Origin of the sequence: Devosia sp. FJ2-5-3 (assembly GCF_029201545.1) — a bacterium.
Classification (GTDB): domain Bacteria; phylum Pseudomonadota; class Alphaproteobacteria; order Rhizobiales; family Devosiaceae; genus Devosia.
The window spans coordinates 1,873,844-1,896,332 of sequence record NZ_CP104007.1 but is presented as its reverse complement, the minus strand read 5'-3'; the positions used below and the strand labels follow the sequence as shown (position 1 = coordinate 1,896,332).

20 protein-coding genes and 1 tRNA gene are annotated in these 22,489 nt (G+C 62.5%); 13 read left to right on the top strand and 8 right to left on the bottom strand.

The window, feature by feature from the left end:
- Window positions 1-344 precede the first annotated feature (344 nt).
- Window positions 345-420: transfer RNA gene (locus N0P34_RS09105), tRNA-Thr, on the top strand.
- A gap of 260 nt (window positions 421-680) precedes the next feature.
- On the opposite strand, the gene N0P34_RS09100 is transcribed toward N0P34_RS09105, so the two are convergent.
- Complete coding sequence (locus N0P34_RS09100) at window positions 681-1,727, bottom strand: LysR family transcriptional regulator (protein ID WP_275606703.1); 1,047 nt, start codon at window positions 1,725-1,727, stop codon at window positions 681-683.
- Between the two features lie 258 nt (window positions 1,728-1,985).
- Here N0P34_RS09100 and N0P34_RS09095 point away from each other — a divergent pair, with 258 nt between their 5' ends.
- The 7 genes from N0P34_RS09095 to N0P34_RS09065 all read left to right on the top strand — a co-directional run bounded on the left by N0P34_RS09095 (window position 1,986) and on the right by N0P34_RS09065 (window position 9,240).
- On the top strand, window positions 1,986-2,807 hold the full coding sequence (locus N0P34_RS09095; RefSeq protein WP_275606702.1) for an ABC transporter permease: 822 nt from the start codon (window positions 1,986-1,988) through the stop codon (window positions 2,805-2,807).
- A gap of 2 nt (window positions 2,808-2,809) precedes the next feature.
- A complete protein-coding gene (locus tag N0P34_RS09090) occupies window positions 2,810-3,637 on the top strand; it encodes an ABC transporter ATP-binding protein (RefSeq protein ID WP_275606701.1) in 828 nt (275 codons plus the stop codon).
- Window positions 3,638-3,747: 110 nt separating this feature from the next.
- The gene (locus N0P34_RS09085; protein WP_275606700.1) at window positions 3,748-5,478 is read left to right on the top strand and encodes a DUF1800 domain-containing protein; all 1,731 of its coding nucleotides are present in this window, start codon (window positions 3,748-3,750) and stop codon (window positions 5,476-5,478) included.
- A gap of 20 nt (window positions 5,479-5,498) precedes the next feature.
- Window positions 5,499-6,746: a DUF1501 domain-containing protein gene (locus N0P34_RS09080; protein ID WP_275606699.1), complete on the top strand. Its 1,248-nt coding sequence runs from the start codon at window positions 5,499-5,501 to the stop codon at window positions 6,744-6,746.
- Window positions 6,747-6,790: 44 nt separating this feature from the next.
- Window positions 6,791-7,852, top strand: a complete 1,062-nt coding sequence (locus N0P34_RS09075) for an ABC transporter substrate-binding protein (RefSeq protein ID WP_275606698.1) — start codon at window positions 6,791-6,793, stop codon at window positions 7,850-7,852.
- A gap of 227 nt (window positions 7,853-8,079) precedes the next feature.
- Window positions 8,080-8,304, top strand: coding sequence for a hypothetical protein (locus N0P34_RS09070; protein WP_275606697.1), 225 nt, complete (start codon window positions 8,080-8,082; stop codon window positions 8,302-8,304).
- Window positions 8,305-8,667: 363 nt separating this feature from the next.
- Entirely contained in the window at window positions 8,668-9,240 is a 573-nt protein-coding gene (locus tag N0P34_RS09065) for a glycoside hydrolase family 95-like protein (RefSeq protein ID WP_275606696.1), read from the top strand.
- A 75-nt stretch (window positions 9,241-9,315) separates the two neighbouring features.
- Here the strand turns inward: N0P34_RS09065 and N0P34_RS09060 are convergent, their stop codons facing one another.
- From N0P34_RS09060 to phnD, 4 genes are all read right to left on the bottom strand, one after another.
- Window positions 9,316-10,473, bottom strand: a complete 1,158-nt coding sequence (locus N0P34_RS09060) for an ABC transporter substrate-binding protein (protein WP_275606695.1) — start codon at window positions 10,471-10,473, stop codon at window positions 9,316-9,318.
- 25 nt (window positions 10,474-10,498) lie between these two features.
- Entirely contained in the window at window positions 10,499-11,617 is a 1,119-nt protein-coding gene (locus N0P34_RS09055; protein WP_275606694.1) for an ABC transporter ATP-binding protein, read from the bottom strand.
- Between the two features lie 4 nt (window positions 11,618-11,621).
- The gene (locus tag N0P34_RS09050) at window positions 11,622-13,481 is read right to left on the bottom strand and encodes an iron ABC transporter permease (protein ID WP_275606693.1); all 1,860 of its coding nucleotides are present in this window, start codon (window positions 13,479-13,481) and stop codon (window positions 11,622-11,624) included.
- 63 nt (window positions 13,482-13,544) lie between these two features.
- Window positions 13,545-14,495, bottom strand: a complete 951-nt coding sequence (gene phnD, locus N0P34_RS09045) for a phosphate/phosphite/phosphonate ABC transporter substrate-binding protein (protein ID WP_275606692.1) — start codon at window positions 14,493-14,495, stop codon at window positions 13,545-13,547.
- Between the two features lie 155 nt (window positions 14,496-14,650).
- Here phnD and N0P34_RS09040 point away from each other — a divergent pair, with 155 nt between their 5' ends.
- Window positions 14,651-15,337 (top strand): response regulator transcription factor, encoded by a 687-nt coding sequence (locus N0P34_RS09040; RefSeq protein WP_275606691.1) that lies wholly within the window; start codon window positions 14,651-14,653, stop codon window positions 15,335-15,337.
- Window positions 15,334-17,700, top strand: coding sequence for a sensor histidine kinase N-terminal domain-containing protein (locus N0P34_RS09035; RefSeq protein ID WP_275606690.1), 2,367 nt, complete (start codon window positions 15,334-15,336; stop codon window positions 17,698-17,700). Before N0P34_RS09040 ends, N0P34_RS09035 begins: the two co-directional genes overlap by 4 nt.
- A gap of 173 nt (window positions 17,701-17,873) precedes the next feature.
- Here the strand turns inward: N0P34_RS09035 and N0P34_RS09030 are convergent, their stop codons facing one another.
- Window positions 17,874-18,131 (bottom strand): hypothetical protein, encoded by a 258-nt coding sequence (locus N0P34_RS09030; protein WP_275606689.1) that lies wholly within the window; start codon window positions 18,129-18,131, stop codon window positions 17,874-17,876.
- A 161-nt stretch (window positions 18,132-18,292) separates the two neighbouring features.
- Between N0P34_RS09030 and N0P34_RS09025 the strand changes: the two genes are divergently transcribed.
- A complete protein-coding gene (locus N0P34_RS09025) occupies window positions 18,293-19,435 on the top strand; it encodes a LuxR C-terminal-related transcriptional regulator (RefSeq protein WP_275606688.1) in 1,143 nt (380 codons plus the stop codon).
- Window positions 19,436-19,452: 17 nt separating this feature from the next.
- On the opposite strand, the gene rsgA is transcribed toward N0P34_RS09025, so the two are convergent.
- The gene (gene rsgA, locus N0P34_RS09020; RefSeq protein ID WP_275606687.1) at window positions 19,453-20,439 is read right to left on the bottom strand and encodes a ribosome small subunit-dependent GTPase A; all 987 of its coding nucleotides are present in this window, start codon (window positions 20,437-20,439) and stop codon (window positions 19,453-19,455) included.
- A 62-nt stretch (window positions 20,440-20,501) separates the two neighbouring features.
- The gene (locus N0P34_RS09015) at window positions 20,502-20,657 is read right to left on the bottom strand and encodes a hypothetical protein (protein WP_275606686.1); all 156 of its coding nucleotides are present in this window, start codon (window positions 20,655-20,657) and stop codon (window positions 20,502-20,504) included.
- A gap of 210 nt (window positions 20,658-20,867) precedes the next feature.
- Between N0P34_RS09015 and N0P34_RS09010 the strand changes: the two genes are divergently transcribed.
- Complete coding sequence (locus N0P34_RS09010) at window positions 20,868-21,434, top strand: TetR/AcrR family transcriptional regulator (protein WP_275606685.1); 567 nt, start codon at window positions 20,868-20,870, stop codon at window positions 21,432-21,434.
- Window positions 21,435-21,438: 4 nt separating this feature from the next.
- Complete coding sequence (locus N0P34_RS09005) at window positions 21,439-22,419, top strand: NAD-dependent epimerase/dehydratase family protein (protein ID WP_275606684.1); 981 nt, start codon at window positions 21,439-21,441, stop codon at window positions 22,417-22,419.
- The last annotated feature ends 70 nt before the right edge of the window (window positions 22,420-22,489 follow it).

Here is a 22,489-nt window from a genome sequence, read left to right as displayed (position 1 = left end):
TGTTCGTTTCGAGCGGCAATGACGAAAAAATAGTTCTGCCCCAACTGGGAGGTCGTCGGGAACTCTCGGTCGCGCCGCCGGTTTGCTTTGTGAAAGCCAAAGGAGCGCCAAGATGACGAGCAACAAGTCGACGCCGGCCCCCCTCGAGACGACCCCGGGTGAGCAGCAGGACGACAACATTGACGATCTGGGTCGGAAGAAGGGCGGATCCACCTTGGATCAACCCGTCGGCGACCAGCGGACGGCTCCCAGGCCAACCCCTCCGCCCAAGCCAAAATGAGCTGTGCCAAAAGCACTCCCCCCATCTTGCGAGCCGACAATAGCAATGCTAGACGGCTGCCACTGCCGGTATAGCTCAGTTGGTAGAGCACCTGATTTGTAATCAGGGGGTCGCGGGTTCGAACCCTGCTGCCGGCACCACAAAATCCAATGACTTAGCAGGCATTGCCTCAGTCTTCTGCGGGCCAGTTTGCAATTGGTTTGCAAAATTTGTTCTAGTTTGGTGCTCGCACTACGCCGCGGCGATCCTGCTCCAAAATGACGATGTGGCGCGGAAGCGACGTCTCAGCTGTGCACTACCCCGCCTTCCCTCCCCTTACATCCCGGCGTACGGCAATCCCATGCGCTATAGGCAAGCACTTCATGGCCGCGCCATTGCGAGAAACAGCGCCGTGATAAAATCACAAATTCGCCGTCTGCGCCCTCATCAGGAAGGGCGGGGTCTCCAGTAGCCCGGGAATGGCGTGGCGATTGGAAATGCTCTGCAGGATGTCGAGCAGGCCCTTGTACGGCTCTGCATAGCGGTACTGCGAGGGGATGAGGGCTGCAATCTTGCGCTCCGGCGCTTGCACACGATAAAGGCGCAGGCTTTCGGCACGATCAGGCTGCTGAAGCGCTGTCAGCCCTGGAGCCAGGCACACGCCCGCCCCGGCGCGAACAAGTCCAATGGCCGTATCGTAGCTGCGGCACTTGGCAATTATCCGGTGCTGAGGCAGTACGCTGTCATACCAATCCGCAACCCGTTGCGCCTGCTGGCTGCCAAAGATGAACTGAATAGAGCGATTGAGAACGGCAAGCTGCTCGGGCGGCAGTTCTATCTGCGGATCGACGACGCCATCGAGCACCATGTTTTCGGGCACCGCCAGGACATAGGGGTCGTCCACCAGCGGGATCTGCACAAGGCCCACGCTGGCCTGCGCCACCGAATTGGTAGCCAACAGACCCAGATTGACCCGCCGGCTATAGAGCATGTCCAGGATCTCGGCGGGCGCACTCTCCTGGAGGTCGAAGTCGACGCCCGGATAGCGCTCCTGCATCAGCGTGATGACCTCGGGCATCAAAACACGAAGCACCGAGTTGATCCCGGCGATGCGCAGGGTCATGCGGTCACCACCGCGAAACTGCGCCAATCCATCTTCGACCTCGGCAATGTTCCGGAGAACCTGCTCGACCTTGGGCAACAGGAAGTGGCCGGCTTCGGTCAGCTCCATCTCGTTCGAACGCCGATGGAACAATAGTGTACCCACATTGGCCTCGAGCTTGCCCAGCTGTTGGGAGAGCGAAGGCTGAGCCAGACCGAGCTGCTTGGCGGCGCGGGTCAGCGTTTCCGAATGAGCCACAGCCCAGAAGATGCGTAGTTGATGAAGCGTGAGGTCACTGGCCTTGGGCTGCAGCCGCCCCACTGCCCCTGCATCGCTCGGATCTGAACGCTTGCTATTCCTCGCCATGCCAAACTCTCCCAGCGCCAAATACGCACCCGCCATCCTCCGCTTCTAGCGCAAAAGCGCGAGGCTGAAAGGCTGAACTCTTTGGTTTCAAGCGTTTGCAGCGGCAATTTGGTTTTTCCTATCGCATCGATAGGCGCCGATGAGCTTGTCGCGTGGCGGGTGTCGGGTGACAGTCGCGCCATATTGCAGAAGAGAATTTTTATGTCAGTTGAGCGGGCGGAACGACCGCTGTTACGCGAACGCGGACCAAAGCGGTCTGTGTCCGCAGCTCCCGCACTTTCGGCCCATGTCATTCGGGCCCGTCGGCAGCGCAGCCTCGAAAGCGGTGCGGTTTTCGGCACGCAGATCCTGATCGGACTGGGTTTGCTGGCAGGGATGTATGCCCTCAACGCCGTAGGCGGCAATTTGCTCATGCCGAGCCCCACTGACGTCGTGGAAGAAAGCATCCAGATGTGGTCCGACGGCACGATGCTGTCGGGGCTTGGGCAGTCGCTCACCGTGATCACCCTCGGATTTCTGCTTTCAGCCAGCACCGGCATCTTTCTGGGCGTTCTCCTCGGAGGCTTTCGCGTTCTGGGACGTGTCCTCGAGCCGTTCGTCAACGCCATGAATTCGACGCCCGGAGCCGCCTTTATCCCGCTGATCATCGTCTGGTTCGGTCTCTACACCGAAGCCAAGGTGGTCGTGGTCTGGAACGCGGCCTTCTTCCCGATCCTGATCAATACGACGGCCGGCATCGCCAACGCCAACAAGGACCTCGTTGAAATGGCGCGGGCCTTTGGCGCCCGGCGCGCGACCCTGTTCTGGAAAGTCATGGTGCCGGACGCCCTGCCCTCGATCCTCAGCGGTTTGCGCATCGGGGCGGCGATCTGCACCGTCGGCACGGTGATCGCTGAGCTGACGATGGCACAATCGGGCCTCGGCGGCCTCCTCGCCGCCGCCGGCAATCGCTTCCAGATGGACCGGTATTTCGCGGTGGTCATCGTGCTGATGGCCCTGGGCACGGCTATTACCGCCCTGTTGCGCTTTGCCGAGCGGCGCCTCGGGCGCTGGCGTGTCAGCCTGGCGAACGGGCGGTGACCATGGACAAGACCGTGCAGCCCATCATCTCTCTCCGCAATGTCGGCAAGTCGTTCAAGGAGGGGCAGATCCGCGCCCTCCAGGACATTTCTTTTGACGTCAATCCGGGAGAATTCGTCAGCCTCGTCGGCCCCAGCGGCTGCGGCAAGACGACTTTGCTCCGCCTCATCAACGGGCTCATCGCGGCTGACGAAGGCGAAATTCGCGTGCAGGGTGTTGCCCCGGAACCGGGGCCCGATCTCGCCATGGTTTTTCAGTCCGCCCGCCTCCTGCCCTGGCTGACGGTGGCGGCGAATATCGAGTTCGTCCTGAAGCTCAAGGGCCTGTCGGGCAGCGAACGTCCTGCTCGTGCCCGAGCACTTCTGGGCGCGGTCGGCCTGCGTGATTTCGCCGAAGCCTTTCCGCATGAATTGTCAGGCGGCATGCAGCAGCGCGTTGGCCTTGCCCGCGCTCTGGCGGTGGAACCCAAGGTGCTCCTCATGGACGAGCCCTTTGCAGCGCTTGATGCGATGACGCGAGAAGTCTTGCGTATGGAGCTGCTCCAACTCTGGTCGCGTCGCGGCATCGCCATCGTGTTTGTCACCCACGACATCGACGAGGCCGTGCTCCTGTCGCAACGCGTGATTTTGCTGCGGCCTCGCCCAGGCCGCATCGACGATATCGCCGATGTCAGCTTTCCCGAGCCGCGCTGGCAGAACGATCCGCGCACCCTGCCCGCGTTCAAACAGATGCGCGAGCATCTGTGGGGCCGCATCCACGACATGGTTCGCGACGGCGCTGAGCTCGAGGAACTTGCGGGTGCTTTCGGTGGAGCGAGCCTTGCGTCCTGATCTCCCCGATAGGCCAATCCTATTGCAGTCACAGGGTCTTAGCCCCGTTTCAGCATGTGTCCCGGCCCAAGCCGCCCTTCCAACATCAGACTAAATTCGCGGGGAAGCCAGTGTCGACTGGATCAATCACAATCGAAAATCTGTCGCCGATCAGCGTCGCTGACTGGACCTATGAGCGTGCGGCGCATCTGCTCGAGCGCGCGGGCTTCGGCGGCACCCCGGCGCAAATCGAGCGTCTGGCGCAAATGTCCCCACAAGAGGCCGTGGCCTCCTTCGTCGACTACATGCACGCGGACAATTCCCATCTCCCGGCCTTCGAGGAATCCGGGTTCTGGGAGCCGTCCTTCAAGGACTTCCCCGTCAGCCGGCCGGCAGCGACCGAACTGGCCGAGCGCAGCGGCGAAGCCATGGGCGTGCGTGTCAAACCGTCCGGCGACCGTCCTCTGCAGCCCGTCACCAACCGATTCTTTTATTGGCTTCGCGCCACTGTCCTGGAAACGCGGCGCCTCGCCTTCTGGTGGCTCGACCGGATGGTGAGAAGCAATCGTCCGCTCGAAGAAAAGATGACGCTTTTCTGGCACGGCCATTTTGCGACCAGCGAAGAAAAGCTTCGCGATTATCGCAAGATGCAGCTCCAGCTTGATACGTTGCGTAAGGGTGCCACCGGCAATTTCGGCGACCTTCTCATTGCCGTCGCCAAGGACCCGGCGATGCTGGTGTTCCTCGACGCGGCGCAAAACGTGAAGGGCGCTCCCAACGAGAATTTCGGCCGCGAGGTCATGGAACTCTTCACCATGGGCGTCGGCAATTACACCGAGGACGACATTCGCGAGGCCGCCCGCGCCTTCACCGGCTGGGGCAATGACGATCTCACTTTCGTCGTCGACCCCGACAAGCACGATGGCGGCACCAAGCGCTTCCTTGGGCGCGAGGGCAACTTCAGCGGAGAGGATATTCTGCGGATCATCCTCGAGCAAAAGCAGACGGCGACCTATATCGCGAGCGCTCTCTATCGCTTCTTCGTCCGCGATCAGCTGAGTCCTGACTTTGCCGAACAGCTCGGCGATCTCCTGCGCGACAATAGCTACGAAATCGCGCCCTTCCTGACGGCGATATTTCTCTCGGAAGATTTTTACAGCGAAGCCTCGGTCGGCACGCACATCAAGTCGCCAACGGAGCTCCTGGTTTCCACCTATCGCAAACTCGGCCTCTCCGAACTTCCGGGCATTCCCGATCCGCACACCGTCTGCAAAACGCTCGGTCAGGTGCTCCTATATCCCCCCACTGTGGCCGGCTGGGGCGAGGGCCGCAGCTGGATCACGCCCGGACTGCTCTATGAGCGGGCTAATTTCGCCCGGGAAGTCATGTTCCCCAATATCATCGAGTTCCGCGATCCCAATCACAATCCGGGCGGCGAAGTGCGGCGGGTCAATCGCAACATCATCGCCGGCATGGAGATCACCGCCGCCACGCTCGAAGATGATGCGGCGCCCAGCAGCACGGCCGGAATCCAGGAAACCTTCAACACCCGTTATGCCAGCCTGATGGGCTATTCCGAGGCGCTGCGCAAACTCAAGCCGCTGCCGCGGGCTGCCGCCCAGTTCAGCCTGTCTGACATTGTCAGAGATGCTGGCGCGCGCACTGCGGCCGAGGCGGTCGACGTGCTGCTCGGCCAGCTCCTGCGCGTTCCGCTGGCGCCACCGGCGCGGCAGGCGCTGGTCACCACCCTCACCGAGCAATTGGGGACCGCCGATCTCAGCCAGGCTGAAACCTATCTGGAGCATCCGCTGCGCTCGGTCGCCCACCTCATCATGAGTTCACCCCAGTTTCAGCTCGCCTGAACGCCGCGCAGGAGACAAGCATGGCCAAGACACCCAAGCTCACGAGTGGCGAACGCGAGACCCTGATCCGGTCCGGCTTCGGCTCTCTCGTTCTCGAAGGCGCCGGTGGCGTCGCCACATCCCCCGTCTGGTCCAAGGTCGCCAAGACCCAGGCCGACCAGAACGACCGCATCCTGGTTATCGTGGAACTGTCCGGGGGCAATGACGGGCTCAACACCGTGATCCCCTACGAGGACGAGGCCTATTACAACGCGCGCCCCAATCTAGGCATCCGCAAGGACAAACTCCTGCGGATCGATGAGCAATTCGGCTTCCAGAAAACCATGGGCGGCTTCGAGCGGCTCTATAAGGACGGCATGATGGGGATCGTTCATGGCGTCGGCTATGAACAGCCCTCCTTCTCCCATTTCTCTTCCATGGCCTTCTGGCAGACCGGCGCGCCCAATAGCGGCGAGGCCTATGGCTGGCTCGGGCGCATGGCCGATGCGATCGACCCGCTCGGCCATACAACCAATTTCCTCGTCAACATCGACGACAGCCAGTCCCTGGCGGTGCGCGCCATGAACCACGTGCCGCTGGTGTTCAACGATCCCGACAATTTCACGCGCCACATGTTCCACGAACAGCAGGAAGCCATTGCTGCCATCGATGCGCGCGGCAATGGCAGCGCCAACCCCTCGCAGGACTTCCTGTTCGACATCGCGGCGAGCGCCACCCATTCCGAACATCTGGTGCGCGCTGCCTGGAATTCATATTCCACGCCCATCGACTACGGCCTCGTCAAATTCGGCCTCGAACGCGTTGCCGCGCTGATCGCTGCCGATTTCCCCACCAAGGTCTACTACGTCCCCTATCGCAACAACGCCTTCGACACCCATGTCTATCAGGGCGATCTGCATGCGCGGCTGTGGTCCTACACCTCGGATCATATCTCGGCCTTCGTGCGCGACATCGAGCGTCTCGGACGGGCCGATGATGTCGTAGTCATGGTGTTCAGCGAATTCGGCCGCCGTGTCGCCGAAAATACCAGCCTGGGCACGGATCACGGCACTGCAGGTCCCGCGTTCATCATCGGCAAGCCGGTCACTGGCGGCCAATATGGCGCGCCGCCGAGCCTCACCGATCTTGACGAGGGCAACCTCAAATTCACCACCGACTATCGCCGCATCTATTCCACCCTGATCCAGGGCTGGATGGGGCACGACAAGACCTCGGCCATTTTGCGCAACGATTTCAGCCCCCTTCCCATCTTCGGCCGCACCGCCTGAGCGCGGCCGCTTTCCCAAATGCGGACTGTCCGCAGGAGACAATTATGCACCTGACAATCACCTCCCTGCTGCGCGGCGGAGCCACGCTTCTGGCCTCGGCCACGCTTGGCCTCATGGTCTCGACCAGCGCCATGGCACAACCGACCGATGTGCTGGAACTCAAGCTCGCCCTGGGCGTCGCCGACACGCAGTTCAACGTCACCACATCGTCGGTTTTCCAACTGGCCGAGCAGTTCGGCTTTTATGAAAAGCACGGCGTCAAGGTCACCATCGTTCCGCTCGACGGCACGCCCCAGGCGGTCGCGGCGCTCAATGCCGGCGCCGTCGACATCGCCGACATCGCCATTGACGCAGCCCTGCGCCTGCGCGCCGAAAACGACTTGCCCGTTCGCGGCTTCGTCGCCGTCGGCCGCGGCGCGGCCTTTCTGATCGCCGCCCGCTCCGAGATCGAAACCATCGAAGATCTCGCAGGAAAATCCTATGCCATTGCCGATAACGGCAGTCTCGATCACACGCTGACCGAGGCCGTTCTCCGCAGCTATGGCATGGACGCGAGCGCACCCAATTTCGTCGCCATCGGCCCACCGGACGTCCGCATCCAGGCCCTTGCTGCGGGCCGCATCGACGCGACGACCGTCTCCTACGGCACGTTCCAGTCGATCAACAACCCACCCGGCATCAGCGTCCTGATCGATCCCGATGATTTCTCGTCGCGCGCTCCGGCACTCAACAAGTTCGTGGCGGCACTCGACAGCACCATCGAGACCAAGGGCGAGGCCATCCAGCGTTTCACCAATGCGCTGATCGACACCTCGCGCGCCATGAAGGCCGAGCCGCAGCGCTGGATCGACGCCATCACCGAGGGCCGCCCCGAATTGTCACCGGAAAGCATCAAGGCGACGAGCGATCTGGTGCACAAGCGCTGGTGCGTCAACGGCTGCTTCAGCCCCTCCGAACTCGTCAAGAGCGTCGATTTCACCTACGAAAACCCAGATTTCGCTGACGTCACGGTCATCTCGGCCGACGACATCGTCGACCAGCGGTTTACCACCGAGGCAATCGAAACCCTTGGTACGTTTACCGGCGACACCATCGACGTTCGATGATCGCGTGATTGGTCCGCATTGAGGTACGCGTCCACTGGTGATCAACCTGCAAGTTCAGACGCAGGGGTCACCCGACGAAAAGCCCTCAATGCCGACCCCGGCGTTTTGAACGCCGCTCAAAACGCGCCGCGCCAAGCCTGCGAGGCAAAACGGCAGGCGTAACTGTCCTTGGACGGATCGCCGGCCGACCCACCTTGTCCGGCCCCCTCCCCGCACCGGCGTGGGACATGCACGCACCACGACTTCCAGCGCTGGCGCTGGCCACAACGGCCTTCGCGCCGGCACTAGCCATTGCCCAGACATCGCTCGGCGTGTTCGCCCCGCAAACGGCGACCATGGATCTCGACACCGCCTGGTTCACGACCCAGGTCGAAGAAAAATTCGGTGTCGATCTGAACTTCGAAACAACCGGCTACGATTCCAGCGCCGCGGCTGACCAGTCTCCTCTATAAAGGCAAGTATCCCGCGGACAAGCTGTTCCCCTATTGGAGCCTCTGGACCGACGCGTCCACGGCTGACGAGCTGGCCCAGCTGCAGGTCAACCTCCAAAACTACTTCACGCAGTCCAATGCCGAGTTCATCACTGGCCAGCGTGACATCAACGACGATGCCGCCTGGGCAGCCTACCTGGCCGACATCGAGAGCCTGGGGCTGCCTCGATATCTCGAAATCTTCCAGGCCGGATATGACGCCTCGTCCAATTAGGACCCGAACCACCTGAACTGGGGCCTGGCTCACTCCTGCAGGACGTGTGGAGCGCCAGAGCCCGGTTATCTGGTCACAAGGTGGGCACCGGCGGGCAATTGCAGGAATGGTTGGACGACTGGGACCTCAGCGCACCGGAAATGGATCACCGCCACGTGTCCCACCTCTATGGCCTTTATCCCAGCCATCAGATCACGCTGGACCAGACGCCGGACCTGGCCGCCGCTGCTCGACGTTCGCTGGAGCTTCGGGGCGATGAAGCAACCGGCTGGGCCATCGCCTGGCGCCTCAATCTTTGGGCGCGGCTCGGTGAAGGCGAACACGCTCACGCGGTACTGAAATTGCTGCTGAGCCCGGAGCGGAGCTATCGCAATTTGTTCGATGCTCACTCACCCTTTCAGATCGACGGCAATTTTGGTGGTGCTGCAGGTATTCTTGAAATGATCGTCCAATCCCGGGAGGGATCCATCGGCCTCCTCCCTGCCCTCCCCACGGCCTGGCCAAGTGGGTCGATACGCGGCGTTTGGGCGCGCGGCGGCATCTCTATCGATATGGACTGGCACGACTCCAAGCCCACGCGCGTCGAACTGAATTCAACCGTGCCCGTAAATTGCGTGGTGTCCTGGACGGACAAATCCGGGTCGGTGAACCTTCCAGGAAATGCAGGGCTTCGGATTATCTGACCGTCGATCAAACGCGCTGCCCCTTGCGGGCAAAGGAATGGTGACAGCGGCGCGACCGCCGCTGCCACCAGATTGTCAGCGGTTGCTGATGGTCCAGAAATCCTGCCAGTCCTGCAGCTTTGCGAAGTCGTCAGGCGTGGTGACCGAATTGTTCACATAGAGCTGGTCGCTGTAGTGGATGACGCCTGAAGCTTCGTCTTCCGGCATGCGGGCCTTGGTGTTGGTCGAGATCTTGCCGTCGGCCAGCTGCGGCGCCATGCCTTCCTCGGTCATCATGAAATGCACGAAGAGCTTGGCCGCGTTCGGGCTGTCCGTCCCCGTGGCGATCACGGCGACACGCGGGGTCAGTTGGCCCACCCATGGCTTGACGCCTGCGCAGAGGCCCATGAAGAAGTTGTTGTCGCGTGCGTCGCGGAAGATGGCGGCGCTGACAAAACCCATGAAGGGTTCGGTCTGTCCGGGTGCGCCCACGATCGGGCCGACATCGGTGTCCGAGCGCGTCACATTGGGGCTGTTGCCCGCCAGGCGCTTCACCCATTCAGCCGTGGCGCTGGCTTCCGTGGTTTCGAGCGGCGTGCCGTAATGGGCTTCGTAGGCGGCGCGAACCGCGTCATCGGCATTTGTCTCGATCTGGTTGAACCAGAACATGGTCTCGTTGCGCAGCAGCGGATCGGGGATCGCGACGCGGCCCTTCCACTCTTCGTCGGTCAAGGCCCAGATATTGCTGATCGGGCAGGTCTCGCCATAGACCTCGGTATTATAGACCCAGACCCAGGGATTATTGCTGGTGATGGCGGGGTTCTGGTACTCGATCGGGACAAAGCTGGCGAGATCGGGCGGGAACCAGCTGATGCCGGCATTCTGCGGAATAATGCGCGACATGACCGATGGCAGATTGCTCATGTTGAACACGTCGGACTGCACATTGTTGGCAGCGTGCTCGCGCAGCAGAACGTCTTCCTGCTCCTGGGCCGCAAGCTTAACACCGGTTGCCTGGATGCCGTATTTGGCTGTGAAATTCTCGGCCATCTTGACGATCTTGCCGGTCGCGTCGACCACGACGATCGGGGGCTCGGACTTGGCCGCTTCGATCAGCGCCTCGAGGGTATAGCCCTCGTCCGGGATACCGAGGCTGGCCTGCTGGGCCAGTGCCGCGCTGCCGACCCCAGCCACGGCGGCCATCGTCACGGCAGCAAAAATCGAGCGGCGAAGGCCGCGTTCAGAGATCATCATGGGATCCTCCTTGGATGATGACGTTTTAGAAAATTTGCCCGCCCTGGGCAGGCGACCGGCGCATTCCGTCCGCGTCGAACAGGTGCAGGTGCGATGGCTCGGCCCAGAAGCTGACATCTTCGCCCGCCGACAGCGTCGGCGGCTCTGCCGTCAGCGCAAACACCTTGCGCTGCTCGGTCACCATTTCGACGATCCAGTTGCCGCCGGTGGGGACGACGTCGACCAGCGTGGCATCGGCCGTGACCGGCGCCGAGCGCGGACGCGCCGCCCCTCGCGGTGCCAAATGGATGTTTTCCGGACGAATGCCGACCGAAGCGACGGAGCGAGCCTGTTGGGCGTCGCCGGACAGATAGTTTTGCATCCAACGGGTGACGGGATCCGAATCCGCCATGGTGACGATGTTGATGGGCAAATTGCCGACGAACTCAGCGACGAACCGGTTGGCCGGTCGCTCATAGATGTCGTCGGGGGTGCCCACCTGCTGCAGCAGGCCTTCGCTCATCACTGCGATTGTGGTCGAAAGCGTCATCGCTTCCCACTGGTCGTGGGTAACGAAAATGAAGGTTGAGCCCAATTCGCGATGGATGCGCTTGAGTTCGGCGCGCATGTCGAGGCGTAGCTTGGCATCGAGATTGGATAGCGGCTCGTCCAGCAGGATGACGCTGGGATTGATGGCGAGCATGCGCGCCAGTGCGACGCGCTGCTGCTGCCCGCCGGAAAGCTCGGACGGATAGCGAGCGCCATATCGGCCGATGCCCAGCGTATCCATCACCCTGGCCGCAATGGCGACGCGCTGGCTTTTTTCCACCTTGCGCAGCTTGAGACCGAATTCGACATTCTCCTGCACGGTCAGATGCGGCCACAGGGCATAGTTCTGGAACACGAGGCCCATGCCCCGGCGCTCGGGCGGCAGGAAGATACCGTCATCGACGGAGTCTACGGGCTTGCCATCGATCAGGATCTGGCCGGCGGTCGGATGTTCCAGCCCGGCGATCATGCGCAGGGTGGTGGTCTTGCCGCAGCCGGAGGGACCGAGCAGGCAGAGAAATTCCGATTCCGGGATTTCGAGGGTCAGGTTCTGCACCGCGCTGGGCATGCCGCGGCGATAGGTTTTTTCCACATTGCGCAAACTGACGCTGGACATAGCTTTATCCTCCGATGCCGTCGGCGAGACTGCTCTTGCCGAGTTTCTGCACGAGCATCGTTCCGCCGAAGGCCACGATGCAGATCATGATGACGACCGCGTTGGCGGCCTGGCTGTAGCCGTAATCGACCAGCCGGATGGCGTAGGTAGTCAGCAGGTCCGTGCCCGGCACCGCCAGCACGACCACGAGGCTCAATCCCTTGATGCCGGAGATGAAGGGCAGCAGGATCCCCGAGGTCAGGGCGCGTCGCTGAATGGGCAGGACGATGCTGGTCATGCGCCGCCACCAGCCGGCGCCGGCCACCTGCGCGGCCTCCTCGGAATCCTTGCCCAGCTGCATCATCGCCGAGATGCCGGCGCGCGAGGCGAAGGGCATCTGGTCGGCGAGCAGCGCGATGATCAGGATGGCCGAAGTACCGTAGAGCGCCGGGACCGGGCCGCGTTGCACCGCGAACATCGAGAGATAGGCGGCGGCAAAGGCGATGCCCGGCACCAGATACGGCAGGAAGGTAATCTGACGCAGCAGCACGCCGACGCCGCGTATCGGCGAACGCACCACAACATAACCCACCAGCAGTCCCAGCAGGCCTGCGCCGATGGCGGCCGAGCCGACCATCCAGATCGTATTCCACGTCGCCGTCCAGAATTCGCCGGTGAGCAGAATGCCCTGGCGAAGGGCTGTGGTGGTGAGGTTGGAGCCGATCCAGTAATCGAGGGTGAAATTGGACAGGGAGAAGTCTGCGGGCACCCGCATGATCGTGGTGAGGAAGAGCGCCATCAGCGGAATGAAAGCGCTGACGAGGAACACGAGGCCCGCAAGTGCGGTGGCCGGCATGCGCCATGCCCCGAGTTTGGTGGTGCCGCTCTTGCCGCCCTTCGCGCCGATGGTGACAAAGCGCTTGGCTTGCTTGAGCAAGGCCATGTCGATCAGCACCGAAGCCGAACCCAGCACGATGATGGTGCCCGCCAGAACAGCGGACATACCGGACTGACTGGTGGAAATGGCCCGGAACAGCGAGGTTGCGAGCACGTCGAACCCCACGGGCACGCCAAGGACGTAGGCGACGCCGAAATCCCCCAGACATTTGGCAAAGATCAGCGTCAGCGCCGAGATCAGCGCCGGGCGCATCAACGGCAGGATGATCTTCGTCGCCACCACAAAGGGGCTCGCACCAAGCGAGCGCGCCGAATCTTCGAGTTGGGTATCGAACTGGCGCAGCGCATTGCCGAACAGCAGGATGACGAAGGGTGCGTAATGCAGCGCCAGGATAATCGCGATCGGCATCATGCCGTAGGACAGCCAGTTGGGCGGCGCCCATCCGAGCGCCTCCGCCCAACTTTTCATGCCGCCCGTGGTGCGGTTGCTGAACAGCGTCATCCAGGCGAGGGCGAAGGTCCAGGACGGCAACATATAGGGCACGATCAGGGCTGTGGCGAACCAGCGGCGGCCGAGCAGATCGGTGCGGCTGATCAGCCATCCCATGGCGCCGCCCACGACCAGCGCCACCACCATCGCGAGCATGGCGACGAGACCGGTATTGAGCAGCGGGAACCAGAAAATGTCCTGTGCGACGCGCGACAGGAAAGCGCGCTCGAAATAGTAGGTGGTAAAGGCCCCCAGATCCGCGCCGATGCGCGCCTGGTCGGCAAAGTGCACGCGAACCGCATCACTGAGCAGCACGACGATGGGCGCGGCGATGAGATAGGCAAACAGGGCCAGAACCAGCAGCCCGACCATGGCCGTAGGCTCGGCGGTGGCAATGCGCAGGGCGTAGACAAATGGTCCGATTCCGCCTTTTCGTGGCGCCTCGCCGGTTGGCGCAAGGGTTGATGCATTGGTTTGGGTCACGGCAAAAACTCGCAAAAAGCTTCCCTTGGCCGCGCAGGGGCGCAGCCGGCACATGGACATTTCTGGGTTCAGTGAGCGCTAGTGTGGGGCGGCTTGCCCCTCGTCCTCGGGCGGATCGACTACGGTGCCCGGCCCGGCCGATTGGCGCGCGACGGCATTCACGACCGCCCAGTCCCGCGCATACGAAATCGGCACGAATTGCTCGTCACCGTGAAATTCCTCCCGCATTTCGTCGGTAAAGCGGAAGCTGAAGAAACACGCTTTCAGGGCCTCGGCCAGCTCGGGTGCCAGATCATGCGCATGGGCAAAGGACGAGGTGGGAAAGGTGGGGCTGGTATAGATGACGCGAATATCGTCACGCCGGACGAGACCGCGCTCGATCATCCGCTCCAGCACATCGGAGGCGACGGCGGCCATCTCATAGTCACCGGCAATAACGCCCTGGATCGACTTGTCATGCCCGCCGGACATCACCGGCACATAGTCGATGCCCGGCTCGAGGCCCTCGGCGGGGAAAAGCGCGCGCGGTGCAAGATTTCCCGAATTGGAAGACGGCGAGACATGGGCCACGCGTTTTCCCTTGAGGTCTTCCAGAAGCTGATAGGGACTGCCGGCGGCGACAACGGCGATCAATTCATAGCCGCGCAACACGTCGCCCACGCCCTTGCCCGCGAAAGGAACTGCACCGGCCTCATTGACCGCAACGCTCGTGGGACCGGTAGCAAATCCGGCAAAATGCAGGCGCCCGGTCTTCATCGCATCGATCTGAGCGGTGTTGGACTGAACCGGGTAATAGACCACCTGGCGATCGAGACATTGCTCCAGGTGATTGGTCAGCGGCTTGAACACGCTGGCATAGACGGCTGGATCTTCGATGGGAGTATAAGCCCAGACCAGCGTCTTGGGCGTGCGCCACTTTGCTTGGTCCAGCGGAAGGTCTGCAACTAAATCTGAATTGTTGTCGCAGAATTCTGCAGAGAGTTCGAGCGTCTTCTGACATTCTTCGGCCAGAACTGCAGAAGAAGACAATAATACGCCTCCCGCAATGCAGGTTAATTTCCAGAACATGTTGCAGATACCTCCGGCGACAGGGCCGGAATCATCTTGATGTGATTTCCGACCTTGCCGATTTCGAGCAATTCTATATTCTGTTTTGGCTGTCATAATCCTGTCACTTCGCAAGAATGCGCATCCTCCTTATCGAAGACTCCCGCGACATTGGCGACGCTATCGCGGCCAAGCTCGCCCGCGAAGGCTACAAGGTCGACCGCGCCAGCGATGGCTTGAGCGGCGAGGACTTCGCTGTGAGCGGCAGCTATGACCTTGTCGTGCTCGATATCAACCTTCCGGGCAAGGATGGTTTCGCCATCCTGCAATCCATGCGCGAGGCCAGGACGCCGACCCCCGTGCTCGTCATTACGGCCCGCAATCAGGTCGCCGACAAGGTCAGCCTGCTCGACCTCGGCGCTGACGATTACCTGGTAAAGCCGTTCGATCTGCTCGAATTGACGGCCCGAATTCGCGCTGTGATCCGACGCAGGAACGGGGTCAGCCAGTCGATCAACGTGCATGGCCCGTTGCGGGTCGATCTGGGTGCCCGCGCCGCTTCGCTCGATGGCCAGCCGGTCGATCTCGGCAAGCGGGAATTCGAACTGCTGGAACTGCTGGTCGCCAATTTCGGCAATCCGGTCAGCAAGGAGCAGCTTGTGCTGCGCCTGTTCGGTCACGACGATCAGGGCTCACCCAATGCCATCGAGCTATTGGTGTCGCGCCTCAGGCGAAAGCTGGAAGATAGCGGCATCGAAATCGTCACCCAGCGTGGGGTCGGCTACCAGATCGGGCTTGCAACGACGCCTGCGACGCCCCGATGAGCCACACGGCGTCTATCCAGCAGCGCATCCTCATCAGCGCCGCCCTGTTGTTCTCGTTAATCGGGCTGGTCCTCTTCGCGATGGCGCAACATCTCGGCCAACGGGCCGCCGACGAGGCCTTTGACCGTGTTCTCAGCGCCGCGGCGCTGTCGATTGCCGATACGATCGAAATCCAGGATGGCGGCCAATTTGCCGTCGACATTCCCTACGCGGCCTTTGCCATCCTTGGGACCTCGAAGCTCAATCGCATCTTCTACAAGATCGCTGCCCCCGATGGCTCGGTTGTCACCGGCTCGCCCCTCCTCGGGCTAGACCTGCCGCCGGCAGTCGGCCCGGACATGCGACTGGTGGACAGCACCTATCGTGGCGCACCGGTCCGCATTGCGTCAGTCGCCCGCTACCACGCCGGAATGGGTGGCCTCGAAGGCGGCTGGGTGGACATAGTGGTGGGTGAAACCCGCGAAGCGCGCGAGGAACTCTCGCGCCAGCTGACATTCAACGCCGTCTTCCCCGCGATCGCCGTCGCCACTCTGGCTTTCCTGCTCATCGGCCTCAGTGTTCGCCAGGCCTTCGTGCCATTGCGTGCGGTGGAAAGGGCGATCCGTCGGCGAGCACCGTCCGATCTTGGCCCCATCACCGGCGCCGTGCCACGCGAAGCGCAGGCCCTGGTGTCCACGCTCAATGAATTCATGGAGCGGCTGGATTCAGCGCTGACCGGCCTGAAGCGGGTCACCGCCGATGCGGCCCATCAATTGCGCACGCCCCTCACGGCGCTTCGTGCGCTCGCCCAAATCGCTGTGGAGGAGGCCCCCGCCGGTCCATTGCGCGACCGGATCGAGCGCATCCATGCCAATGCAGTGGGCGCCACAGTGCTGGCCAACCAGTTGCTGAGCGACGCCACCGTGCTGCACCGGCTGGAAACACAGGCCAGCGAACCCGTGGATTTCGTGGCGCTGGTGCGGGAGGCCGTCGATCGCCTCGAGGCGAGGGACGACGCTCTCGCCATGCGGATAACCTCTGATCTGCCCGATCAGCGCGTACTCGTGGAGTGTGACCCGGTGGCCGCCCGCGAAATGGTGCGCAATCTCATCGAGAATGCCCTCGTCCACAGCCAGGGGCCGGTGGAGGTGAGCCTCGTGCGCCACAGATCCAGTGTTGACCTCGTAATTGCCGATCGCGGGCCGGGCATCCCCCCTGAAATGCGGACGCGCGTCTTCGAGCGTTTCGTGCGCGGCGACGAGTTCGGGCCAGGATCGGGCCTTGGCCTCGCCATCGTCGACGCCGTGATCCGCGCGTCCCATGGCACGATTTCACTCAAGGACCGGCCCGGTGGTGGCCTGGTCGTGACGGCCACACTACCGCGCAAGCCATCACCAAATCGGGCAGCGCTGGGGCTGACGCTCCTGCTTGCGCCTCTGGTGTTCGGCATGGGTCTGCAGCCACACCCCACTTGGGCCCAGAGTGCATCGCGGATCGAAATCATGGGACCGGTCGAGCCCTCCCGCATGTCGGCGGCGCTCGATCTGCTGTCGAGGACAGGGCTGAGCGCTGACTATGTTCAGGCGCGTCCGCGCCAGATCGCGTCACGCATTCAGACCGGCGCCCAGCCGGCGCCCGACCTCGTGATCCTGCCGGCGCCGGACATGGCGGTGTGGCTGGCCAATGAAGGGCACGGTTACCCGAATTACCCCCAGAGCGATCCCGGTTCCGCAGAGGTGTCGCATTGGCGCAATGAGGTCTTCGCCATCGCTTCGGAGCCGGCGGTGTTCGTGTTCCGAAGCGACGCGTTCACCGCCACCGAGATCCCGCAAAGCCGCCTCGCACTGGCGCGCTTGCTCGAAACCAATGCCGAGCGCCTGTCGATGCGGGCCGGGCTGGTCAATATCGGCATAGACGAGTTGAGCTACACATTGGCCGCACAGGATTCCCTGCGCTCGCCCCTGTTCTGGCGCGTGGCGCGGGCGTTTGGCGCAGCGGCCGCCCGCATCTACGACACACCCGACGAAATGCTGGTCGCGCTGCGTGAGGGCAAGATCGACCTTGCCTACAATGTCCCGCTCTCGGTGGCCCGCGTCTACTCTGAAGCCGATCCGACCATAAAGATCGTCATCCCGGCTGATTATGCACTCGCCCTGCCCTGGGTGGCGCTCATTCCCGCGACGGCCAAGCGCCCCGATTTGGCGGGCATCGCCATCGACGCACTCCTTGGTCCAGATGGCCAAAGAGCCCTTGTGGGACAACTATCGGACGCAACGCCCACCAATCTGCAGCGTGTCGAGCTTGGACCCGAACTCCTGGTCTATCTCGACGCCATGAAACGCACGCGGTTCCTGGACACCTGGTTCCAGTTGGTCACGCAATAGTCGCGGCCCCTGGCTCTGGTCGGTCACCGGTGCATTTCTGATCACCACGAATAGTGCCTCTGCTCAAGACGCAAAGGCAGCTCGAGATCGCTCCGGCGTGCTGTGGCAAAGGGCCGCCTCCCTTCCATGGCAGGGAGGGGGCCCACAATGTCCGGGGCAAAGGCCGGTTCTTGTCAGGCGAGTTTCGCGGGAGGGCTCGAAACCTTGTGCGCGAACAGGTTTCGCCCAAACATCAACCACGACCACGACCGGCTGCGCTGCTCAACGACAGGTTCGTCGAACGGCGCTACATCCTCGACCACGCGACCGCCGACACGCTTGTAGCCGATATCCCACAGCATGCGGTCGCTCAGCCCGTCAAGGTCACCACTACCGCGAAAGCCGTCGAGATCGACGGCCAGGCCGTACGCTAGAAGTAAAGAGTAGTCCATGATACCCTCTCCATTGCGAAAGCGCCGAACTCTGAGTGAGTAGCGTTGTTGCCTGTCACTGGTTGGCGTTCTCAAGTGGATCACCCTGGGCGCTATGACACCTCCACCGTTTGGTGGAGCTCCTCGAATGAATTCAAGTTCTGTGAGCTCCGGAGGACGGAATGGAGCAAGCAATTGCCGTGGAGGCAATGTCGGACCTGGTGGCATCGATCTATGACTGCGCCATCGATCCCAACGAGTGGCCGCGGACATTGGCGGCCCTTTGCGATGCGATGAACTTCAAGAGCGCGGCGCTCAATCTGCGCAGCTACCCCTCAGGCGACATTCTGCTGCTTTACACCACCGGCATCGAGCAGCATTGGCTCGAAAAGCTGCATGGCTACGGCGCCGAGGCGCTGGAGCAGTGGGGCGGGATTGGCAAGCTCCTCACCTATGACCCCAACCAGCCTGCCCTGATGTCCGAGAAGCACAAGGAAGGGCTCACCGAGGCCAGCCGCATCTATGTCGAGTGGACGCGACCGCGCGGAATGATTGATGTCATGGGGGTGGGACTTGCCCGCGATGGGGCCGCCATGGGCACCATAGCGTTCGGCCGCCATCGCGATGCCGGCCCGGTTACCGAGCGAGATCTCTCGCTCGCCCGCCTCTTGCTTCCCCATCTGCAGCGATCCGTTGCGATATCGCGCTTGCTGGATATCGGCTCCATCAAGTCGGACATGTTCCAGAGCGTGGTGGATGCGTTGTCCGTGGGCGTGGTCATGACCGATGCCAGCCTCAAGGTCATTCACGCCAATCAGGTCGCTCGACGGATGCTCTCCATGGGCGCGCCGGTGACTGCGATCAATGGCCGGTTATCGGTGCCGTCCCCCGGGGCCACCGCGGCGCTTTCGCGGGCCGTGACCAAGGCCGCGATGGATGAGAAATCGCTTGGACCGAATGGCTTCGGCGTTCCCTTGCGGCTGGGGGATGAAACACATGTTTTTCACGTCCTGCCCCTCCGCTCGGGGCAATTGCGCCCAACTGTCAGCGTCGCGGCCGACGCGGCCATCTTCATTGCGCCATCCCGCCAATCTCCCCTTTGGCCCGAACTCGAGATCGCGGCCCTGTTTGATCTGACGCCGGCAGAGGCTAGGGTATTCGAACGGATATCGGCAGGAGTGTCGCCCGGGCAAATCGCGGCCGAAACCGGCGCGGCCCAGAGCACGATAAAGACTCATTTGCTGCAAGTGTTCGCCAAGACCGGTTGCCACCGTCAGGCCGAGCTCGTTGCCTTGGCCTCGTCGCTCAAACTGCCGGTTTGGTGACCCCCGAGAGCGAAGAATCAGCGGCTGCGCTTGCCGCTATTGCTCTCGGCCTGAAGCTTGCGCCATCGGTCCAGCCGGTCGGGATCGAGACTGCCGTTGGCGACGGCAGCAAGAACCGCGCAACCGGGTTCATGGTCATGCGTGCAATTGCGGAACTTGCACTGCGGTGTCAGCTCGGTGATCTCGGCAAAAAGGATGTCGAGACCCTCGCCGACATCTTTGAGATGCAGGCTTCTGACCCCCGGCGTATCGATCACCCAGCCGCCACCGGTCATTGCGTGGAGGGAGCGCGACGTCGTGGTATGCCGCCCCTTGGAATCGCCCTCGCGAACACTCCCGGTCAATTGCGGCTGCCGCCAGCCCTTGCCCACCAACGTATTGACCAGTGTCGACTTGCCAACGCCGGACGATCCCACCAGCGCAACGGTCGCCCCTGCCCCGCACCATGGCTTGAGGGTGTCCACCGCCTCTTCCGAGCGCGCATTGATGGTCACCACGGCCAGCCCCCGCTGCAGGGCGGCGGCCTGTCGTTGATACTCCTGCGCGCCGTCCGCCATATCGGCTTTGGTCAAGACGACGACGGGCTCGGTGCCGGCATCGTTGGCGAATGCCAGATAGCGCTCGAGGCGGGCCAGGTTGAAGTCGGCATTGCAAGACCCCACGATAAACAGGGTGTCGACATTCGCGGCCACGAGCTGTGTCGGCCTTTGCCCATCTCCGGGACGCTGGAGCAGGGCCTTCCTCTCCAGCCGGCGCGACAGCACGCGCGTAAGCGGATCCGCCAGCACCCAATCGCCGACCGCATATTCGGACGTATCCGAGCGCGGCGGCAGCCCGACTTCGACTTGTTCCTGACCGGACAGTGCCGTCATCCGCGCCCGGTGGACAGCGTCGATACGCAGGGGGGACAGCGCGAGATCATCCTCGCTCAACTGCTCCTGGAAAAAGCTCTGCCAACCGAGGGGCCGCAGTCGCTCAAAGGACTGGTCTATCGGAAACGCCATCACTCCGACCTCCAGAGACCATGCTCGAGCGCCCCATATGCACGACTGCCGCGGAAACGCACCTAGCCTTCCTCGCCGGGGGGCTGATCGGCTGCATCGCTGGCGACATCGTCGTCCGCCGCAGGTGCCACTTTTGCCCGGGCGCGCTCCTCGTTCTTTTGCTTCTTGAGCCGCTCGCGCTCTCTGCGCTCGAAGTCGTAGTTGGGTTTGCGTGCCATTTTGCCTCAAATCTTGAAATCTGTTCCTCTGCTCAATCGCCGCAGAATGCAAGCTCCGCCGTGGTCTGAAGCACTGCTATGGCGCGGGAGCTCCAATGGAAACGCAAGCAGGGTGCGGTCGGATCCGATCCGCTTTTTCTTCTGGCATGCCGCTCACGCAAACCTATAGCACCGCTATATACACGGTGGTAACAGTGCTATACGTTGAGAATGAAAACACGCGAAACCCTTGTCGCTGCCGCCTTGCAGGTCCTGGAACAGGATGGCGAAGCTCAATTTTCCACCCGAGCGGTCTGCGTCATCGCCAAGGTCACGGCCCCGACCCTTTATCATCACTTCGGCAATGCCGACGGCCTGCTCAGCGCCGCCATGGAAGAGGCGTTTGCGCAGTTCCTTGCGGGCAAGCTGGCCGCCACGCAGTCGACTGACCCCGAAACGGCCCTGCGCGAGGGCTGGGACAATTATGTCCGCTTTGCTGCGGCCAGACCCCGGCTCTACGTCGCGATGATGAGCCGCTTTTTGCTGGGTGCCGAAATCCCCGCGGCACGGAAGGCCTATGACCTCCTTCTCGCGCGGGTTGGCGCGGTCCAGGCCGAAGGGCGCCTTGCGTTGCCAGTCGAGGCTGCAGCGGATCTTGCCTGGGCGTCCGCGAACGCGGCGTCCCTCCTCCATGTGACGGCGCACCAGCGCGGAGCGACGCCGCCCGATCCCGCCATCGTCGACGATCTGCGTGACCGCGCCATGCAGGCGATAATCCATTCTGAAAAGAAGGACTGAGATCATGAGGATCCTTGTTACCGGCGGCACCGGTTTCCTTGGCACGCGCATAATCGCCCGCATGGCCGCCTCGGGCCACGAAGTCTACGCGCTGGCCCGATCACCATCATCGCAAGGCATATTAGCCGCGATGGGCGCCAAGCCGGTCGAGGGCGACCTCGAAAGCCAGTCTCTTGCATTGCCGCCCATCGATGCCGTTGTGCACGCGGCCGCCCATTTTCGCTTTGCCGGCCCGCGCAAGCCCTATTTCCGCACCAATGTCGATGGCACGGCCGCGCTCATCGGGGCGGCCAGGACGGCCGGCGCAAAGAAGCTGATCTATGTCAGCGCCGCCGGCATCATTATGGATGATCGCGGCTCGCCGGTGCGTGGCGCCGATGAAAGCGCCCCTGCCCATCCCGACAGCTTTTCGGCCTATCTCGCCAGCAAGGCTCAGGCCGAGGAACTGGTGCTGGGCGCCGGTCAGCCCGGCTTTCGGACGATCGCAATCCGTCCCCCCGGCATCTGGGGACCGGGCGACATGTGGACCCGGGAGCTTCCGGCGGCGATCGCGTCGGGACAGTTCGCCTTCATCAACCGCGGCGACTACGCCTACGCCACCTGCCACGTCGACAACGTCGTCGAAGCCATAGAATGCGCCCTCGATCGCGGAATTGGCGGTCGCGCCTACTTCGTGAACGACCAGGAAAAACTGACCTTCCGGGAGTTCATCGCCATGATTGCCGGCCTTCAGGGGCTCTCGGTGGAGACGCTCCGTTCGATGCCATATGGACTGGCGTTCATCGTGGGCAAAATGATGGAAATGGTCTGGGCCATGAGGTGCCGAGCCGAAGATCCGCCCCTGTCGCGATCGATGGTGCGCATGATCGGCCGCGAATTCAGCACCAGCGACGCCGCCGCCCGTCAAGACCTCGGCTATGTCGGAAAAACCTCGATCGCCCAGGGCTTGCGTCAATATCAGACAGCTGGCGCAACCTCCGGCTGATCACCTCTCGCGCGCACCCTGAACACTCGGCTGTATGCCCTAGACCAGCCATCCCCGATTTTCTGCCAAA

Coding starts and splice junctions, on each gene's coding strand:
- N0P34_RS09040 (WP_275606691.1), top strand. CDS start 14,651: ATGCGCATCCTCCTTATCGAAGACTCCCGCGACATTGGCGACGCTATC.
- N0P34_RS09015 (WP_275606686.1), bottom strand. CDS start 20,657: ATGGCACGCAAACCCAACTACGACTTCGAGCGCAGAGAGCGCGAGCGG.
- N0P34_RS09005 (WP_275606684.1), top strand. CDS start 21,439: ATGAGGATCCTTGTTACCGGCGGCACCGGTTTCCTTGGCACGCGCATA.
- N0P34_RS09075 (WP_275606698.1), top strand. CDS start 6,791: ATGCACCTGACAATCACCTCCCTGCTGCGCGGCGGAGCCACGCTTCTG.
- rsgA (WP_275606687.1), bottom strand. CDS start 20,439: ATGGCGTTTCCGATAGACCAGTCCTTTGAGCGACTGCGGCCCCTCGGT.
- N0P34_RS09025 (WP_275606688.1), top strand. CDS start 18,293: ATGGAGCAAGCAATTGCCGTGGAGGCAATGTCGGACCTGGTGGCATCG.
- N0P34_RS09055 (WP_275606694.1), bottom strand. CDS start 11,617: ATGTCCAGCGTCAGTTTGCGCAATGTGGAAAAAACCTATCGCCGCGGC.
- N0P34_RS09100 (WP_275606703.1), bottom strand. CDS start 1,727: ATGGCGAGGAATAGCAAGCGTTCAGATCCGAGCGATGCAGGGGCAGTG.
- N0P34_RS09030 (WP_275606689.1), bottom strand. CDS start 18,131: ATGGACTACTCTTTACTTCTAGCGTACGGCCTGGCCGTCGATCTCGAC.
- N0P34_RS09010 (WP_275606685.1), top strand. CDS start 20,868: ATGAAAACACGCGAAACCCTTGTCGCTGCCGCCTTGCAGGTCCTGGAA.
- N0P34_RS09070 (WP_275606697.1), top strand. CDS start 8,080: ATGCACGCACCACGACTTCCAGCGCTGGCGCTGGCCACAACGGCCTTC.
- N0P34_RS09080 (WP_275606699.1), top strand. CDS start 5,499: ATGGCCAAGACACCCAAGCTCACGAGTGGCGAACGCGAGACCCTGATC.
- N0P34_RS09090 (WP_275606701.1), top strand. CDS start 2,810: ATGGACAAGACCGTGCAGCCCATCATCTCTCTCCGCAATGTCGGCAAG.
- N0P34_RS09035 (WP_275606690.1), top strand. CDS start 15,334: ATGAGCCACACGGCGTCTATCCAGCAGCGCATCCTCATCAGCGCCGCC.
- N0P34_RS09060 (WP_275606695.1), bottom strand. CDS start 10,473: ATGATGATCTCTGAACGCGGCCTTCGCCGCTCGATTTTTGCTGCCGTG.